Source organism: Sporosarcina sp. FSL W7-1283, from assembly GCF_038003105.1.
Lineage (GTDB): Bacteria > Bacillota > Bacilli > Bacillales_A > Planococcaceae > Sporosarcina > Sporosarcina newyorkensis.
Genome location: NZ_JBBOOL010000001.1, coordinates 2641283 through 2658716, shown reverse-complemented (window position 1 = coordinate 2658716; position 17434 = coordinate 2641283). Strand labels below are relative to the sequence as shown.

17 protein-coding genes and 1 riboswitch are annotated in these 17434 nt (G+C 42.5%); of the genes, 12 read left to right on the top strand and 5 right to left on the bottom strand.

From position 1 onward, the window contains the following. The first annotated feature begins 55 nt into the window (after positions 1-55). From MKY93_RS13735 to MKY93_RS13715, 5 genes are all read left to right on the top strand, one after another. Positions 56-229, top strand: a complete 174-nt coding sequence (locus MKY93_RS13735; RefSeq protein WP_009497982.1) for a putative motility protein — start codon at positions 56-58, stop codon at positions 227-229. A 111-nt stretch (positions 230-340) separates the two neighbouring features. Continuing rightward, positions 341-1663 (top strand): NAD-dependent malic enzyme, encoded by a 1323-nt coding sequence (locus MKY93_RS13730; protein WP_078818233.1) that lies wholly within the window; start codon positions 341-343, stop codon positions 1661-1663. 297 nt (positions 1664-1960) lie between these two features. Further along, positions 1961-2281: a transposase gene (locus MKY93_RS13725; protein WP_078818232.1), complete on the top strand. Its 321-nt coding sequence runs from the start codon at positions 1961-1963 to the stop codon at positions 2279-2281. 47 nt (positions 2282-2328) lie between these two features. Continuing rightward, entirely contained in the window at positions 2329-2787 is a 459-nt protein-coding gene (locus tag MKY93_RS13720) for an NUDIX hydrolase (protein WP_340759567.1), read from the top strand. Further along, positions 2780-3577, top strand: coding sequence for an alpha/beta hydrolase family protein (locus MKY93_RS13715; RefSeq protein ID WP_009497977.1), 798 nt, complete (start codon positions 2780-2782; stop codon positions 3575-3577). Before MKY93_RS13720 ends, MKY93_RS13715 begins: the two co-directional genes overlap by 8 nt. Before the next feature lie 47 nt (positions 3578-3624). On the opposite strand, the gene pckA is transcribed toward MKY93_RS13715, so the two are convergent. Continuing rightward, positions 3625-5211: a phosphoenolpyruvate carboxykinase (ATP) gene (pckA, locus tag MKY93_RS13710; RefSeq protein WP_009497976.1), complete on the bottom strand. Its 1587-nt coding sequence runs from the start codon at positions 5209-5211 to the stop codon at positions 3625-3627. A gap of 170 nt (positions 5212-5381) precedes the next feature. After that, a riboswitch (SAM riboswitch) is annotated at positions 5382-5501 on the top strand. 177 nt (positions 5502-5678) lie between these two features. Between pckA and metK the strand changes: the two genes are divergently transcribed. Both metK and MKY93_RS13700 read left to right on the top strand, forming a co-directional pair. Further along, the gene (gene metK / locus MKY93_RS13705) at positions 5679-6890 is read left to right on the top strand and encodes a methionine adenosyltransferase (protein ID WP_040759681.1); all 1212 of its coding nucleotides are present in this window, start codon (positions 5679-5681) and stop codon (positions 6888-6890) included. A gap of 109 nt (positions 6891-6999) precedes the next feature. Then, a complete protein-coding gene (locus MKY93_RS13700) occupies positions 7000-8436 on the top strand; it encodes an amidase (RefSeq protein ID WP_246602904.1) in 1437 nt (478 codons plus the stop codon). Between the two features lie 31 nt (positions 8437-8467). Here the strand turns inward: MKY93_RS13700 and MKY93_RS13695 are convergent, their stop codons facing one another. Both MKY93_RS13695 and MKY93_RS13690 read right to left on the bottom strand, forming a co-directional pair. Beyond that, positions 8468-8887 carry a hypothetical protein gene (locus tag MKY93_RS13695; protein WP_221837284.1) on the bottom strand — a complete coding sequence of 140 codons (420 nt, stop codon included), beginning with the start codon at positions 8885-8887 and terminating at the stop codon, positions 8468-8470. 24 nt (positions 8888-8911) lie between these two features. Continuing rightward, positions 8912-9487 carry a hypothetical protein gene (locus tag MKY93_RS13690; RefSeq protein ID WP_245799528.1) on the bottom strand — a complete coding sequence of 192 codons (576 nt, stop codon included), beginning with the start codon at positions 9485-9487 and terminating at the stop codon, positions 8912-8914. Positions 9488-9674: 187 nt separating this feature from the next. Between MKY93_RS13690 and MKY93_RS13685 the strand changes: the two genes are divergently transcribed. Beyond that, entirely contained in the window at positions 9675-9908 is a 234-nt protein-coding gene (locus tag MKY93_RS13685; RefSeq protein WP_040759390.1) for a YkuS family protein, read from the top strand. A 131-nt stretch (positions 9909-10039) separates the two neighbouring features. On the opposite strand, the gene MKY93_RS13680 is transcribed toward MKY93_RS13685, so the two are convergent. Next, positions 10040-10183, bottom strand: coding sequence for a Fur-regulated basic protein FbpA (locus MKY93_RS13680; RefSeq protein ID WP_340759558.1), 144 nt, complete (start codon positions 10181-10183; stop codon positions 10040-10042). Positions 10184-10468: 285 nt separating this feature from the next. Between MKY93_RS13680 and MKY93_RS13675 the strand changes: the two genes are divergently transcribed. Further along, positions 10469-11326, top strand: coding sequence for a YitT family protein (locus MKY93_RS13675; protein ID WP_009497968.1), 858 nt, complete (start codon positions 10469-10471; stop codon positions 11324-11326). A 42-nt stretch (positions 11327-11368) separates the two neighbouring features. Here MKY93_RS13675 and MKY93_RS13670 read toward each other — a convergent pair whose 3' ends face one another. Continuing rightward, on the bottom strand, positions 11369-13081 hold the full coding sequence (locus tag MKY93_RS13670; RefSeq protein ID WP_078818229.1) for an ABC transporter ATP-binding protein: 1713 nt from the start codon (positions 13079-13081) through the stop codon (positions 11369-11371). Positions 13082-13252: 171 nt separating this feature from the next. Between MKY93_RS13670 and tnpB the strand changes: the two genes are divergently transcribed. From tnpB to MKY93_RS13655, 3 genes are all read left to right on the top strand, one after another. Continuing rightward, on the top strand, positions 13253-14410 hold the full coding sequence (gene tnpB / locus MKY93_RS13665; RefSeq protein ID WP_340759553.1) for an IS200/IS605 family element RNA-guided endonuclease TnpB: 1158 nt from the start codon (positions 13253-13255) through the stop codon (positions 14408-14410). Between the two features lie 169 nt (positions 14411-14579). After that, positions 14580-15221, top strand: coding sequence for a metal-dependent hydrolase (locus MKY93_RS13660; RefSeq protein ID WP_009497964.1), 642 nt, complete (start codon positions 14580-14582; stop codon positions 15219-15221). Between the two features lie 292 nt (positions 15222-15513). Then, the gene (locus MKY93_RS13655; protein ID WP_340759550.1) at positions 15514-17268 is read left to right on the top strand and encodes a sigma-54-dependent Fis family transcriptional regulator; all 1755 of its coding nucleotides are present in this window, start codon (positions 15514-15516) and stop codon (positions 17266-17268) included. The last annotated feature ends 166 nt before the right edge of the window (positions 17269-17434 follow it).

The window sequence follows — 17434 nt, the reverse complement described above, 5'->3', positions numbered from 1 at the left end:
TTTCGCATGAAATCGGCCGATAGTAAGAAGTGAATAGTAGGAAGGAGTGAACGAAATGGATATCAATTCAATCATGTCCAGTCAGTTGAGAAGCTTGCAATCAACCGTTCAAATGAGTGTTATGACGAAAGCTCTTTCAATGGAAACTTCTGCTGCAGCCGAAATGCTGAATAATCTGCCTGCCGCTACTCATCCCCATAAAGGGGCATCTGTGGATATCAAGGCTTGATTGCAAAACACACGTCTCGTATGATTGAGATGTGTGTTTTTTTAGCGATGGCATCGAAATGAAACACTGTGAAAAAATAAATTAAATAACTTTTATAGGAGGTTGACCATTATGGGGCATGGCCAATTTTTGCGTAATTTGATAATCGAAACACCTTCCAAACCGGGAAATCTCGGCAAAGTAACGATGGCGATTGGGCAGTTGAACGGCGACATCGGAGATATCCAGACGATTAAGGTAGGAACACTTTCTACGATTCGAGAAATCGCGTTACAATGCAATGACAAGGCTCATTTGGAAGAAATCGTGGAAGCCATAGACAATTTAAAAGGCGGCATAAAAGTTCATACTGTAACAGATGACGTTCTTCAGGCGCATGAAGGCGGAAAAATCCATATGAAAGCCACGCATGAGATTCGTTCGCTGGCAGACCTCCGTAGAGTCTATACACCCGGTGTTGCGAATGTCTGTAAAACAATTCAAGAAGATCCGGAACAGGCGAATTATTTCACGGGCATTTCCAATACTGTAGCCATTGTAACGGACGGAACGGCCATTCTAGGACTAGGAGATATTGGCCCAGTTGCAGGCATGCCCGTAATGGAAGGGAAAGCCGTGCTGTTTGATCAATTTGTCGGCATCAGCGGGGTTCCAATTTTATTGGATACGAGTGATCCCGACCAAGTTGTAGAAACAGTGAAGCATATCCACAAAGGATTTGGTGCGATTTTATTGGAAGACATCGGCTCACCTCATTGTTTTGAAATCGAAGAACGTTTGAAGAAAGAATTGCCGATTCCCGTCATGCACGATGATCAGCATGGGACAGCAGTCGTTGCACTAGCAGCCGCATTAACGGCAAGTCAACATGTCGGCGTGGACCTAGCAAATGCATCAGTCGGACAAATTGGTTTAGGGGCAGCGGGCCTAGCAATCAGTAGAATGTTCATGGCCTATGGCGTGAAAGAGATGAAGGGGACCGACCTGAACCCGAAAGCCAAGGCCATGTTGGCGGGATTTGGTGGAACAGTTGCAGATTCAATGGAAGAGATCATGGAGACATGTGATCTCGTCATTGCAACGACGGGAGTTGCAAATTTAATCAAACCGGAAATGATCCGCAAAGGACAAATCATCTTGGCACTGTCGAATCCGAATGCGGAAATTGCCCCTGACGAAGCTTTGGAGGCTGGCGCAGCTTATGCAGCAGACGGCCGCTTAGTGAACAACGTCCTCGGTTTTCCAGGCATCTTCCGCGGTGCATTGAACGCAAATGCAAAAGCCATTACCTACCCAATGCTTATTGCGGCGGCACTTGCCATCGTCGACAGCACAAAACGCGACGATCTGGTGCCTCATCCACTGGATCCCAATGTGCATATAAATGTCGCGTTGGCAGTGGAAAGAGTTGTCTACGAAGAACAAGCAAAATAAAAACATGGAGCCTATTAACAATTCGTGGTGGTTAATAGGTTTTTGTTTTTTTGTCTAGGATTTTGAGGATCGAAGTAAGAAGCACCTCTTTATTATTTTTATATAATATTTATGAGGCTTCCAGGGGATGGCGCGTAAGAAGGAGGATCACCGCATGCTTCACGGAAAGCGTACTGGCTGAAGCGCAATTCCCGGTGTAGAAAGCTGGAATTACCTTAGGCAAAAACACATCATTCGCCTTTAAAATTAGAATATTTTTTTCGGTTATAGCCATGCTACCTAAAAAAAGAAAGTAGGATGGTTATGAGCGAACAAAAATACACGATGTATGTCTCCGTCACCAATCAGCAAGTCCTAATCGATCCGCACGCCTCCCCGTGGGAATATAAAGTAGAGGTCTCAAAAGAAGCATACCCTGTTTTTGAACGATTATTTGCCCAAATGGACCGCTTGGAGTTCCGCAACTTTCTGCGCTCTCATCTGCCATATATACCTTACCACTATGACCGCGACAACCACGATATCGATCGGCGGATGATGAAAGTCTATGCCTTAATTCATGAATACACGGACGATGAATCCAAACGCTTTATTGAGAAGCTGCCCTTCTTTCGTTGATTCGGCACACGTCTTTCCGCTACACTATAGGAAAGGACGTGAGCCATATGCTAAAGTTTGAAGACTTAAAAGGTGCCAACGTTGAACTGACATTTGGGCCGAATCAACACCGGATTGAATCACGCCATGTACTCGTTGTGATCAAACATAATGATCGGTGGCTACTGACAAAACATCGAATTCGCGGAATTGAGTTTCCAGGAGGAAAAGCGGAGGCAGGCGAGATGATTGAACAAGCCGCCATTCGAGAAACATTGGAAGAAACCGGCGTGACGATTGATAATGTACACTCCTTTGCAGAATACGTTGTCTTTACCGATCCGCCTTTCTGCAAAGCTGTTTTCACAGGAAATGTCGTTCATGTCGAGCGAGACTATACGTTACTTGAGACAGAAGGCGCTGTCTGGATGACAGACGTGGAGCTTGCCGCCTGCACGGAGCTTAGCTTCCATATGAAAGACCGCGGCATGGGAGAGCTCAGGAAGTGGGTGGAAGCGAATGACTGAACGCACTGACGGGGATATTATCAAGCGTAAGGAGTATCCATCGCCGAATCCTCATGTGAGGTTGGAAGAGGTAACGTATTGGTCTGACGGCTTGCAGGTTAAAGGACTGCTCGCTACACCGACAGCTGAAGGGCGTTATGATGGCTTGCTGTATTTACGGGGTGGAATCCAACATGTTGGAATGGTACGACCCGCCCGCATTGCACAGTTTGCTTCACACGGTTTGGTCGTGTTTGCTCCTTATTATAGGGGCAACCGAGGGGGCGAGGGGAAGGACGAGTTTGCAGGAGAGGACCGCAATGATGCGGTTGCCGGAGTGGAAGTACTGAAACAGCAAGCGTCTGTCGATTCAGAACGGATTCATCTCTTTTCTTTCTCTCGAGGGGGCATTATGGCATTATGGACCGCCATATTACGTGAGGATTTAACATCGATGGTGACGTGGGCAGGAGTGTCTGATGTAGTGTTCACTTATAAAGAACGTGAAGATATGCGGCGAATGATGAAGAGGGTAATTGGAGGCACACCAAATAATATGCCGGATGCCTATCGTGAGCGGACCGCTTTGTTCCGCGTGCACGATATTGAAATACCTACTTTGATCATCCATGGAACGGCGGACACAAATGTTTCATTTGAGCAAGCACTGTTACTAGAAAATGCGCTGCGCGATGCCAATAAAGAATACGAAACATGGTATTTAGAAGGATTTACCCATTACATTCCGCCCGAGATGAACCGCAAACTAGTGAAAGAAGCAGTGGATTGGATGAAAAGCAAAAGCCGATAATCAAAAAAATCCTTGCAGAAATACTCTGCAAGGATTTTTTAAATAAATTATGCGATCGGGCCGCCTTTGATTGCGATCTCTTCAGAAACATGGTTGAATTTCTTGAAGTTTTCACGGAAAGCTGCTGCAAGACGCTTCGCTTCTGCATCATATTCTTCAGGATTTTCCCAAGCGTAACGTGGGTGTAACACATTGCTTGGCACGCCTTCGATTTCAAGAGGCATTTCGAGTCCAAAGATTTCATTTGTCTTAGTCTCTACATTATCCAACTTACCGGCAATTGCCGCGCGAACCATAGTTCGTGTGTAACCTAAGTTCATACGAGAACCGACCCCGAATATTCCGCCGGTCCAGCCAGTATTAACCAAGAATACTTTTGCGCCGTGTTCGTCAATTTTCTTACCAAGCATCTCTGCATACGTTGCAGCAGGAAGAGGTAAGAACGGTGAACCGAAGCATGTAGAGAATGTTGGTTCTGGAGCAGTGATTCCACGCTCCGTACCTGCCAATTTCGATGTGAAGCCACTTAAGAAGTGGTACATTGCCTGTTCTTTTGTCAGGATCGAGATTGGAGGCAATACGCCGGAAGCATCAGCCGTTAAGAAGATGATGTTTTTCGGGTGACCCGCAATAGACGGTGTCACAATATTTTCGATATTTTCAATCGGGTAAGCAGCCCGTGTATTTTCAGTTAATGAATTGTCATCATAATCCGGTATACGTGTATCTTCGTCCAATACAACGTTTTCCAACACGGAACCGAAACGGATCGCGCCAAAGATTTCAGGTTCTTTTTCTTCAGAAAGGTTGATACATTTCGCGTAGCATCCGCCTTCGATGTTGAATACACCGTTATCAGACCAGCCGTGCTCATCGTCACCGATCAACTTGCGGTCAGCGTCTGCGGAAAGTGTTGTTTTACCTGTTCCTGAAAGACCGAAGAATAGTGCCACATCGCCGTCTTCTCCAACGTTAGCTGAACAGTGCATCGATAGGATGCCTTGCTCTGGAAGCAAGAAATTCATCGCAGAGAAAATAGATTTTTTCATTTCTCCCGCGTACTCTGTTCCGCCGATCAAGACAATACGTTTTTCAAGGGACATGATGATGAATGTCTCTGAATTTGTGCCATCCACTTCTGGATCCGCTTTGAAAGAAGGGGCAGCCAAGATTGTGAATTGCGCTTCGTGTGACTGTAGTTCTTCTGCAGTTGGACGGATGAATAATTGGTGAACAAACTGGTTTTGCCAAGCCAATTCATTGACAACTTGTATGGATAACTGAGAGTCTTTATCTGCACCTGCGTATCCTTTGAAAACGAAGAGTTCATCCTTTTGCTTCAAATGATCGATGACTTTCGTGTATAATGAATCAAATACGTCAGGGGAGATTGGCTTGTTGACGCTTCCCCAATCTACTTTATCTTTGGACACTGCATCTTCGACGATAAATTTATCCTTCGGAGAGCGTCCAGTATATTTACCTGTGCGTGCTGCTAGAGCGCCATCTGCTGAGAGTTCGGCTTCTCCTTTAGCGACTGCCTTTTCGGTTAATTCTGCCACAGACGCTTGGATCGTCACGTTGCTTCCTGATAGAAGACTTTTTAAACTATCATCAATTTTTGCAGATATCATATTTACATACCGTCCTTTGCGTAGTCGTTTTATTTGAGTAGAACATCTTAATTCGTAAATAGTATAACACATTAAGAATAATAATCTATACTAATTAAAAACTCAAGTGATTTGAGATAAAAAAATTGACAAAATCACAACTTTTTTATACTATGTGACATGAACGGATACTCTTATCCCGAGTTGGTGGAGGGTACAGGCCCTATGAAACCCGGCAACCTGCAAAAGACAGTAGTCTAGCGCGAAGGTGCCAAACCTGAAGCAAGGTTAAATTCCTTGGACGATAAGAGTGAAAGGTGCTGCGCGTGAAATTTTGCCTTTTACTCATTGCTAGAAAGTGAGTAGGGGGCTTTTTATATTGTCTAGCCCTGAATCCTTATGGTATATGATTGACGTCAATTCAGGCGTGGAGCTTTACCAGGGACTTAAGAGAGTACCGTATCATGTTGATTGAGGGGGAAACAAAAATGACAAACCGTCGACTGTTTACATCAGAATCAGTTACTGAAGGCCATCCTGACAAGATGTGCGACCAAATATCGGATGCGATTTTGGATGCGATATTAAAGGAAGATGCGAATGCCCGTGTGGCATGTGAAACGAGTATTACGACAGGACTCGTATTGGTAATGGGTGAAATCACTACCACTACCTACGTAGATATCCCAAGAGTAGTCCGTGATACTGTGAAAGAAATTGGGTACACACGTGCGAAATACGGTTTCGATTATGAAACTTCTGCTGTTTTAACTTCTATTGATGAGCAATCACCTGAAATTGCCGCGAGTGTCAACGTTGCGCTCGAAGCTCGTGAAGGCTCTATGACAGACGAAGAACTGGATGCCATCGGAGCGGGTGACCAAGGATTGATGTTTGGTTACGCTTGTAATGAAACACCTGAATTAATGCCGCTTCCGATCAGTCTTTCCCACAAGCTGGCATTCCGACTTGCGCAAGCGCGTAAAGAAGAGTTGATTTCTTACCTGCGTCCTGATGGTAAAACGCAAGTAACTGTAGAGTATGACGAAGACAACAAACCTGTGCGGATTGATACGATTGTTATTTCGACACAGCATCATCCGGAAGCGACAATGGAACAAATCGAGAAGGATATTAAAGAAGTAGTAATCGACGCGGTCGTACCTGCTCACCTATTGGACGAACAGACGAAATACTTCATTAATCCGACAGGAAGTTTTGTTGTGGGTGGTCCTCAGGGAGATGCGGGACTCACTGGAAGAAAAATCATCGTGGATACATATGGCGGATATTCTCGTCATGGCGGCGGTGCATTTTCTGGTAAAGATGCAACAAAAGTGGATCGTTCTGCTTCCTATGCTGCACGCTATGTCGCGAAAAATATTGTGGCGGCAGGATTGGCAGAGCATTGTGAAGTACAACTTGCCTATGCAATCGGTGTGGCAAGCCCGGTATCCATTTCAATCAATACATTCGATACAGGCCGTCTATCCGAAGCACTCTTAGTCGAATTTGTTCGGGAGTTGTTTGATCTGCGACCTGCAGGCATCATTAAAATGCTTGATCTTCGTCGTCCGATCTATCAACAAACGGCTGCATACGGTCATTTTGGCCGTACGGATATTGAATTGCCGTGGGAGAAAACGGATAAGGCAGATGCATTATTAGAATTAGCAATTAAAAATGATGTGAAACAATAAAAAAGATAGTTGAAGGCAGAAAGGGGGGATTAATATCCTTCTTCCTGCCTTTTTTTTATAGTATAATATAAAATAAAGAACATTCAGAAACTGGGAAAGGGGAAATTTATTGACTACACTACAACATACATTTGTGCTCGATATGGATGCTGTGCAATTGAAAGCGGAGTTAGATAGCGGGCAGATTACTTCACGTCAAGCGACGGAGGCTTATATTGCACAATGTCAGGCAACCAATCCAGCTGTGAACTTTTTAGTGGAAGAGCGATTTACTAAGGCGTTGGCCGAAGCGGATCAAGCAGACAAAGAACGGAATACAACGAAGATGACAGGGAAATTATTTGGCGTACCTATTAGTATGAAGGAATCATTCGATGTGGCTGGGATGCAGACTACAGGCGGATTGCCGTATCGTAAGGGACAGATGCAAACGACAGACGCGGAAATTGTCCGTCGATTAAAAGCGGAAGGCGCCATCCTGATCGGCAAGACAAATACACCGGCACTCTGTTTTTGTCAGGAGACCGACAATGCATTGTATGGCCGCACCAACAATCCCTACGACCTCTCTAGGACAGTAGGCGGCTCGAGTGGCGGAGAAGGTGCGGCGATTGCTCTAGGGGCGGCTGCAGCGGGAATAGGTTCAGATATCGGAGGATCCATCCGTTTCCCAAGTCATTTTACTGGGGTCATTGGCTTCAAATCAGGAAATTCGCAAGTTTCATCAATCGGCAGCTATCCTGCCGAAGAGCATCCATTACAGCAAAGAATGCTTGGAATCGGGCCGATGACAAAATCGGTACGGGATGCAAAACTGCTTTACAGCATCATTGCGGATGAACTACCTATGGAAAATGAGTTGAATCAATATACTGTAACGTTCTTGCCCGATATGAAGCTGCCGCTATCTAAGGAGACAGAAGGCTTCTTACAGGCGATCAAAGGATTTCTGTCGACAGAATTTCCTATTAGAGAGGACATACCTCCTCATTTTCAAGAATCAGCGGAATTATGGCAAGAGATCATGTCCATTGACGGCGCGAGTGGAGCAGCAGTAGAAGCATTCGGCACACGTCCGATCCGGCCGGTGCGTGAATTTTTATTAGACAAGGCGGGCAAACAAACCGATTTGCATCGGTATTTATCCTGGGCTTTAATTGGTGCCTCTTTATTCAAACCTTCAGCGGAACGAGTAGCTGAGATCGAAACCATTATTGAAAAAGGTGATGCGGAATTAGACCGCTATCTGGATAAGCGAATCCTTGTTTTGCCTGTTTATCATACGGCAGCCCTTTCGCACGGTATCGTATACAAAGAGTTATTCTCCATTCGGAAGACATTTCTGCAATATATTCCTTACGTCGCGTATGCCAATGTGTGGGGGCTTCCTGCTTTGACAATCCCTATTGGAGCGGATCGAGACGGCATGCCGCTTGGTGTACAACTAGTGAGCAAAATCGGGAATGAAGATGCGTTGTTTGCACTGGGCGCACGTCTAGAGGAAGAGTATAAAGGCTATTCGAGAGTTATCCCATCTTTCATATGAATCAATTATGTTTTAGCATAATTGATTCTATTTATTTCCAGTTTTTAATCAAACCACCTACTATCAGACCGAATACAGCGTGTGCGGCCGTCCAATAGAACCAGGCTGCCCCATCTGTAATGGCAGGTGGTTGTTCAGATAATCCTGTCAGCGAGAATAAAATGCCACCGCCAACGGTATAGACTAAAACATACGGAGATATCAGGTATTCCCGCTGGATAATCCGCAACAGATAAAACAAAGCGACTGCACTTACGATACAAGTAATAAAGTGAAATAAGTATCCTACCAAAAGTTGCGGCTCCCAATCTTGAATTACTGGAACGTAATCAAAGTTGAAAAGCAGCACATAGGCTTGATTTCCAATAAGTATCTGAATAACTTTCAGAAAGAGCGCTAGTGCAATCCCTGCGATGGTACCAATTATTATAAGTTTTCCAAACTGCCTCATCAAAAATCTCCTTCCTTCAACTGTTCAATTCCTTTTTTGACGTTCTTGCTCTTTCACTTTCTCAATTTCCTTAATCTCCTGCTGATACTCTTTTTCTACTTCCGTCGTACCGCGAATAATCGGTTCTTCATTGTAGTCGACTCGTTTACCGTAACGCAGGAGTTCGTAAATCACCATGCCGTTATTCGGCTTGCCGTTTACGGTGATCATGGGAATAGCGTCAAATAAAACATAATAAAATGAATAAAATATAAAACGGCTCCAGAATGTCTTATAGTCGTCTAAAAAGCCGTTTGCGAGCAAGGCATTGATGCCAACAGCCACCGTAAGGTTACTGAGTATAGGTCCTAAATAAATACAAATATACGCAAAGTTACTTTTGGATTTAATCGAATCAAAGGAGAACCAGCTATACACATGGTAATATTTTCGGACATCCAAAAACCAAAATTTAAATATTCGTGGTCCAGAACCAACTGTAAGACGCGGGTTCTTGACTCCAAACAATCCGCTGACGATAAAGTATCCGGATTCGCGAAGAAAGATAACAACAGGCAATATAATAAAGGCTGAAATGACAAGCCCAAGAAGATCTTTCATACCAAACAATCGGTGTCCTCTCCTTACTGATGAAATTCTATAGCAATTGGATACCCTTTTTTTGTCGCAGTGAATCCCGCGCTCAAGGGAAAGAATCATCTAACTTGTAGTACCGGGTTTAGTTTCTTCATTCCGGGGAAAATACATACTATTGAGCAGTAGTAAAAAGATAGAGGAGGAATGGAAAATGGCTAAAATTGCAGTAGAAAACCCATTTGATGACGTAAAACTAGCGTTAGAGGAAAAAGGACATGAAGTGAAAATGTTCGAGAGCGATGAAAATTTAAAAGGGTATGACATGGGCGTTGTACGTGCGTTGAGTGACGTCAACGTGGATCAATTTGATTTCCCGGTCGTCAGCATCGAAGGGAACTCTGTTGATGATATCGTCAATGATGTCGAAAAAAGATTACAACGTTAAGTGTAGTAACGAGGCTGTCCTGAAAGTTTGAGATTTCTTTCAGTGACAGCCTTTTTTACGGTGAGGCAATGGAAGAAATTCACTTCATTAAAAAGAGACGTCCCATTTTTAAGGACGTCTCTTTTCTAAAATTATAATTGTGTTTCAGGTTGGTCGACAGCTTCATATTCTTGCATTAAAGAACGTAGTGGCAATTCGTACAATTGCTTGCCATCAATTTTGAATACCCCATTTGATACCAGTTCATCAATTAGTTCATCTCGTTTAGTTTCCACTATGTTTTCATTTCTTTTCATCGTATTGTTTCCTCCTTGATTCCCTCCTAACTATAGCCGCTTTTTATCATTGTTAAACTTCAGATCAAGTAGTTGGAAGAATACGAATTTTCTCTTTTGAAATGGAAGAGGATGGGCGATCAGCTCAACTATGACAATCATGTGCACGAATTAAAAAACAATGAGATCGCCACCAAAATTTTAAAGTTTAGGGGTACCATTACGAGGAAAGAATAGCTATAATCTATTTCGTACGTAAAATGTAACCCATCATAGGAGGTCGCTATGTTTTTTATTGAAGCGAAACGGATTGCAGTCGTTATCTTAGGCTCACTCCTCGTAGCGGTATCGTTAAATTTCTTTCTTATCAGTGCGAATGTCTATGCAAGCGGTTTTGCAGGTGCGGCCCAGTTAGTGTCGAGTGTCCTGACTGATCACTTGAATATAACGATCAGTACAGGAGTCTTGTTACTTCTTTTCAATATTCCGGTTTTTATTCTAGGTTGGTTCAAAGTCGGAAAAGGTTTTACTATCTACAGCATCGTGTCGGTTGCGTGCGCTACGTTTTTCCTTGAGGTACTGCCGGTTCGTTCCATTTCCAGCGATATCCTTCTAAACGCCGTATTCGGTGGCGTCTTGGCCGGGGTGGGTATAGGGTTTTCTTTAAAACTAGGGGCCTCTACAGGCGGCATGGACATCGTAGCGATGATTTTATCGCGAATGCAGGATAAACCGATCGGAGTCTATTTTTTGATTCTCAATGGAATCATCATCGCCTTTGCAGGTATTCTCTACGAGCCCGAAAATGCATTGTATACAATGGTCGCTTTGTATGTAACGACTTCTGTTATTGATATGATTCACACGCGTCATGAGAAGGTTACAGCGATGATTATTACGAAGCAGGCGGATGATTTGCAGCAAGCGATTCACAGACAAATGGTCAGAGGTATAACGATTTTGCCGGCAAAAGGGGCCTATTCGAAAGAAGATAAAAATATGCTGTATGTCGTTATTACACGTTATGAATTATATGACTTGGAACGGATCATTAATGAAACCGATCCCCAAGCATTCACAAATATTGTCCAGACGGTAGGGATTTTCGGTTTCTTCAGAAAAGAAGGCGAGAAGCTTGCCTGATGAATAAAAAACCAAGCGACATTTTGCGCTTGGTTTTTCTCATTAGACTTGATTCGCCATATGCAATTTGGTAAATGTTCCATTTTGGTGCACCAGCTCTTCATAGGTGCCTTGTTCTTCGATTCCGTCTTCCGTCATGACGATGACCCGATCGGCGTTGCGGATCGTTGTCAATCGATGGGCGATGACGAGGGTAGTCCGATTTACGGAAAGTTCCTCGAGTGATTTCTGAATGATCCGTTCCGTCCCGGTGTCAAGTGCAGATGTCGCCTCGTCCAGAATAAGGATAGGCGGGTTTTTTAAAAACATCCGAGCGATGGCCAATCGTTGTTTCTGACCGCCGGATAACTTCAGTCCTCTTTCCCCAATTTGAGTTTCATAACCATCCGGCATGCTGCTGATCAAATCGGCAAGATGTGCTTTATGAGCCGCTTCATAAACTTCTTCATCTGTTGCGTCTAATTTGCCGTACGCAATATTCTCCCGAATCGTTCCTGTAAATAAAAACACATCTTGCTGGACAATCCCGATTTGGCTGCGCAACGATTTTTGCGTCATTTGCCGAATGTCCAGACCGTCAATGGAAATCGCTCCTTCATTGACTTCGTAAAATCTTGGAATGAGTGAGCAAATGGTGGTTTTCCCTGCACCTGATGGACCGACGAACGCGACAGTCTGTCCAGCCTGAATGGACAAGTCGATATTACGCAATACAGGCTTTTCCGCTTCGTAGCCAAAAGTGACGTTGGAAAGCCGGATGTCCCCACGCAAATGGTCCACTTCGATAGCATCCGGAGCATCTTTAATTTCTGGAGCTTGGTTGATCAATTCGCGGAAACGACCGAAGCCCGCCATTCCTTTTGGGTACAATTCCAACAGCGCACTGATCTTGTCGATTGGCTTGATCAATATATTGCTAAATAAAATAAAACTGACCAATTCACCATAACTCAATTTATTGTTGACCGTGAACCAAGCGCCGACGATCAAGATCACAAGTGTGACGAGACGTGTGAGCATGTACATGGAGGAGGTGGCCCACGCCATCACTTTATATGCGACTAGCTTGGCAGTTCGGAAACGCGCATTGTCTTGTTGGAAACGACGCAGCTCAAACTCTTCATTGGTGAAAGATTTAACAACGCGTGATCCTGAAACCGCATCCTCCACTCTGCCGTTGACATCAGCAATATTGTCATACATCTTATGCCAGGCAGCATTCATTTTCTTATTGCAGAACGTTACAACAACAGCAAGCAAGGGAACCATGACAATGGCGATAAGCGCCAGCTCGGGATTGATCGTATACATTAGTCCGAATGCACCAAGAATAGTCATGATCGCAATGAATGCATCCTCAGGACCGTGGTGGGCAAGTTCTCCGATATCGAATAAATCTGTCGTGATGCGTGTCATAATATGTCCTGTTTTGGTATTGTCGAAAAACCGGAATGACTGCCGTTGCACATGCTCGAAAAGTTCACGCCGCATATCGGTTTCGATATTGATCCCCAGTTTATGGCCTAGATAGCTGACGATATAGTGTAAAAACGTACTTAGCAAATAAACGAGGAGCAATAAAAAGCTGACAGTGACAATTCGGCTCCAGTCACCTGAAGGCAATAGACCGTCAATAAACCATTGAACGGCTAATGGAAAAGCCAGCTCAAGCAAGGCGACAAATATGGCACTGAAAAAATCGATGAGGAATAAGCGCCGGTGTGGCTTGTAGTAAGAGAAAAATTGTGTAATCATGTAGTAATTCCTTTCGTTTTATCATTTTCCGACAGAAGACGCCCACTGCAAGGAATGTGCAGGGCTCAGCCCAATGAGTAAGTGGGTGATGAATGTCGGTTGGCGCTAGCCAAAGAGTATGTCAGTCGGTTATAATGAGAACATACATTCTTTTTGGTGGAGGTGAATTTCATGCTGATCCACAAAGCTTATCGGTTTCAAATCCATCCGAACAAAGAACAACGTATTTTAATCGCAAAAACCATTGGCTGTAGCCGCTTTGTTTTTAACCACTTTTTGGCTAAATGGGACAGCACGTATAAAGAGACAGGGAAAGGACTCTCGTACACTACCTGTTCCGCTGAACTAACTCAGTTAAAAAAGCAAGAAAGTACCAGTTGGTTAAACGAAGTGGATAGCATTTCCCTTCAATCTTCCTTAAAAAACTTGGCTGACGCTTATACAAGACTTTTCAAAAAACAAAACAAAGCACCCCGCTTTAAATCAAAAAATCATGATGTTCAATCGTACACAACAAAACAAACAAATGGCAATATCGCAATCGTTGGCAACAAAATTAAACTCCCTAAGTTGGGCATGATAAAATTTTCGCGAAGTCGTGAAGTGAAGGGTCGAATCATGAATGCAACGATTCGACATACTTCTTCGGACAAATATTTCGTTTCGATTCTTGTGGAAACAGAAGTACAAGAAGTACCTAAAACGAATTCCTCCGTGGGTGTTGATGTGGGTTTGAAAGAGTTTGCAGTCTTATCAGATGGCACAGTGTATAACAATCCCAAGTACTTTCGTTCATTAGAGAAGAAGTTAGCAAAAGCTCAACGGATTCTCTCAAGACGGAGAGAGCTGGCTATCAAAAGAAAATGTAAGCTAAGTGAAGCGAGAAATTATCAAAAACAACGTGTCAAAGTTGCGCGTATCCAAGAAAGCATTGCGAATAAGCGAAAGGATTACTTGCATAAAATCTCAACCGATATCATCAAAAACCACGATGTAATCGGAATAGAAGATTTGCAAGTATCCAATATGCTCAAAAACCACAAGTTGGCCAAGGCGATTAGCGAAGTAAGTTGGTCAGAATTCAGAACAATGCTTGAATATAAAGCGAAGTGGTACGGAAAACAGGTTGTTTCTGTAGGTAAAACATTCCCTTCAAGCCAACTTTGCTCATCTTGTGGCTATAGAAACAAAGACGTTAAGCATCTTGCCTTGCGTGAATGGGACTGTCCAGGATGCGGAGTCCATTACGACCGAGATCTTAACGCAAGTATAAATCTTAAAAAGGAAGCGGACAGACTTCTAACCGCAGGGGCTGCGGGGATAGCCTAATCAATAACTGGCGGTTACGCCGGTGATCTTAGGAATCTCCCACTTCTAAACGTAGTGAAAGTGGGAGTAGTTCAACTGGTATCAGTATATAGGAAGATCAGTAGGAAAGCATTAAGAGTAGCTAGATTACGTACAACTTAGAATTTTGCAGACAGAGAGGGTTTATTTAATGAAAGGAACTTCACATTTAGTTGTTGGGGCTACAGTTGGAGCAGTTGCCGGCTTCAAGGCACAATCGGATCCAATGACCGTTCTGCTCTGTACAGCAGTAGGAGGAGCTTCAGCACTTGTGCCGGACCTCGATACGAATGGTCTGGCAGCTAATCGGGTCACGCTTTCAAAGCAGATTAGTAAAACTGTTTTACGATTATTAGGCGTGGCTTTGTTGCTGATTATCGTCTATCAATCTATTAGCAGAGGATTCCAGACTTCCGATCTGACATATGGATTTGCAGGACTGGCGCTGGTTGTTCTGTCGCAGCTCATTACCCAAAGACGGCTGTTGACATTGACAGGAATATTCGTCGTACTGTTCGGATTGTATTTACATAATTCAACTGGAATCCTTCTGGCCGGAAGCTATATTATCATCGCTTCCTTTCTTCCGCACCGGTCATATACGCATTCTGTACTAGGCATCGTTTTTTTCGCTTTCATTTTACATCATCTGATGCTGGAGTGGCCGATGAAAGGAGTCTTCGAGGCAGGGCTGGCTGGTTATATCAGTCATATAGTGGCGGATATGAAAATACTGCCAATGAATCGCAGAGGAGTGAAACCGTTTGCGCCTGTTTGGAATCGAGTGTTCTGACCTGGATGATAAGGAAACACAATGAACTCATTAAAACTATGCCAAATTATAATTTAGTTTAAATGTCAATTAAGAGCGCTTTAGAAAGTATAAAAGCTTTTTTGAAACAAGTGTTAAAAACAGCTTATGAGAAGATTTATTGATCAGCCCTAAAGATTAGATTTTATTTAGATTTATCATATACATATCGCCTACGATATATTTTATTTTTGCCGTTACACCGGCATTTAATGAACTTAAAGTCAAAGATGATTCATGTAAGAAAAAATCTAAACAGGGTGGTGGATGAGAAATGAATTTGATGGATATTCAATCAATTGTACAAAGTATAGCAGAAGCAACAGCTGCCGTATTGAAAATTGAGGTCGAAATCGTCAATCATGAGTTTATACGTATTGCGTGTACGGGAGAAATGCAGATAGACATATTAAAAAAGTTAGAAGGCGACCTTGTGTATAAAGAAGTATTTCGGAAAGAACAACCCGTCATTATAAGAAATCCGGGATATGAGGATATCTGTGTTAGTTGCAAGTTCTTTAAAAACTGTATAGAGATGGGGGAAATAGGCGTTCCTATCATTATTCATGGAGAAGTAGTTGGCGTAATAGGTTTGTTAGCCTTTAATCAAGACCAGCAAAGTCGATTATTTGAAAATATTGATGGAATCCTTACTTTTCTGGATAAGATGGCAGACCTTCTAGCTAGTAAATTGGATCAATATTACATGTTGGAAGAGTTAGAAATACATAATAAAAAGATAATTAAAATATTAGATCTTATTCAAGAAGGAGTTTTAATAACGGACCAATATGCAAGAATAATAGAACTTAATGAGCAAGCAAAGTCTATTTTAGGTATTTCTGAACATCAGCAACTTCCTCTTTATGTTAAAAAATTTATTCAAAAGGTTTTAGAAGAAAAGAACGTGGAGAATCAAACATTCGAACTTAATCACCAGTTGTTTCAAAAAGCACTTGTTGTAACAAAAAAAGTTATATATAGCAGTGGTAAAACTAAAGAACTGTTGTTAACAATACAAGACGTAGAAATAATTCAGGGGATAGCCGAGAGAGCCAGTGAAGAACAGATGAAAGCACTTCAAAATATTGTGGGTTCCAGTAAGCAAATTAATGAAGTGAAGGCATATGCATTCAAAGCCGCACAATCTAGATCTACAATATTAATTCAAGGTGAAAGTGGAACGGGAAAAGAAGTGTTTGCTAAGACTATCCATAAAGTTAGCATGCGTAAAGACAACATGTTCGTAGCAGTAAATTGTGGAGCCATTCCGGAAAATTTACTAGAGAGTGAACTTTTTGGATATGAAAAAGGTGCATTTACTGGGGCCAGCAATCTAGGAAAAGTAGGGAAATTCGAATTAGCGAATGGAGGTACCATTTTCTTAGATGAAATTGGTGAAATGCCTCTGCATTTACAAGTAAAGCTTTTGCGTGTATTGCAAGAAAATGAGATTGAACGTGTTGGTGGAACGAAAACGATTCCCATCGACGTTCGGATAATCGCTGCAACAAATCGAGAACTTGGAGAACTAATAGGAGAAGGTGTTTTTCGGGAGGACTTATATTTTCGTTTAAATGTTATACCTATGATGATTCCACCTTTGCGTAGTCGGCCTGAAGATGTTGTATCTTTGTGTGATTACTTCGTATCAGAATACAATGAATTGTTTAACGCGAATGTTCAAGGATTTACTGAAGATGTAATGAACATCATGCTTCAATATCCATGGAAAGGAAATGTACGTGAATTAAAAAACTTCATTGAGTACTTGTTTAATTTTATTCAAAATGGATACATCACTATAGAAAATGCAGGCACGTTAATTAAAAATAAATTAGATATTACGGCATTGGATGAAACGCGGCCTATTATATACTCCTTAGAGAAGGTAGAAAAAGAACATATTGAAAAGGCAGTTGAATTTGTGAAGAAAAACAAGCAAAACATAGAAGAGGCGGCAACATTACTTGGGATAAGTAGAGCAACCTTATTTAGGAAATTGAAAAAGTATCAAAATGACACTTAGTGTCGTTTTGATACTTTTTCTTTTTTGTCACTCAAGTTAACGAATCAAGGGACTTAAAAGGATATATAAGTATCAATAAGATACTTATTGAACTAACCTATTTATATTTTACGCGATAGTTCACTGTCAATTCGGTGTTTACGAACTTGGCATGGTTATTGCAATA

Bases quoted from the DNA above. Each gene is read 5' to 3' on its own strand.
- MKY93_RS13735 (WP_009497982.1), top strand. From the start codon at position 56: ATGGATATCAATTCAATCATGTCCAGTCAGTTGAGAAGCTTGCAATCA.
- MKY93_RS13730 (WP_078818233.1), top strand. From the start codon at position 341: ATGGGGCATGGCCAATTTTTGCGTAATTTGATAATCGAAACACCTTCC.
- MKY93_RS13725 (WP_078818232.1), top strand. From the start codon at position 1,961: ATGGTTATGAGCGAACAAAAATACACGATGTATGTCTCCGTCACCAAT.
- MKY93_RS13720 (WP_340759567.1), top strand. From the start codon at position 2,329: ATGCTAAAGTTTGAAGACTTAAAAGGTGCCAACGTTGAACTGACATTT.
- MKY93_RS13715 (WP_009497977.1), top strand. From the start codon at position 2,780: ATGACTGAACGCACTGACGGGGATATTATCAAGCGTAAGGAGTATCCA.
- pckA (WP_009497976.1), bottom strand. From the start codon at position 5,211: ATGATATCTGCAAAAATTGATGATAGTTTAAAAAGTCTTCTATCAGGA.
- metK (WP_040759681.1), top strand. From the start codon at position 5,679: ATGACAAACCGTCGACTGTTTACATCAGAATCAGTTACTGAAGGCCAT.
- MKY93_RS13695 (WP_221837284.1), bottom strand. From the start codon at position 8,887: ATGAGGCAGTTTGGAAAACTTATAATAATTGGTACCATCGCAGGGATT.
- MKY93_RS13690 (WP_245799528.1), bottom strand. From the start codon at position 9,487: ATGAAAGATCTTCTTGGGCTTGTCATTTCAGCCTTTATTATATTGCCT.
- MKY93_RS13685 (WP_040759390.1), top strand. From the start codon at position 9,675: ATGGCTAAAATTGCAGTAGAAAACCCATTTGATGACGTAAAACTAGCG.
- MKY93_RS13675 (WP_009497968.1), top strand. From the start codon at position 10,469: ATGTTTTTTATTGAAGCGAAACGGATTGCAGTCGTTATCTTAGGCTCA.
- MKY93_RS13670 (WP_078818229.1), bottom strand. From the start codon at position 13,081: ATGATTACACAATTTTTCTCTTACTACAAGCCACACCGGCGCTTATTC.
- tnpB (WP_340759553.1), top strand. From the start codon at position 13,253: ATGCTGATCCACAAAGCTTATCGGTTTCAAATCCATCCGAACAAAGAA.
- MKY93_RS13660 (WP_009497964.1), top strand. From the start codon at position 14,580: ATGAAAGGAACTTCACATTTAGTTGTTGGGGCTACAGTTGGAGCAGTT.
- MKY93_RS13655 (WP_340759550.1), top strand. From the start codon at position 15,514: ATGAATTTGATGGATATTCAATCAATTGTACAAAGTATAGCAGAAGCA.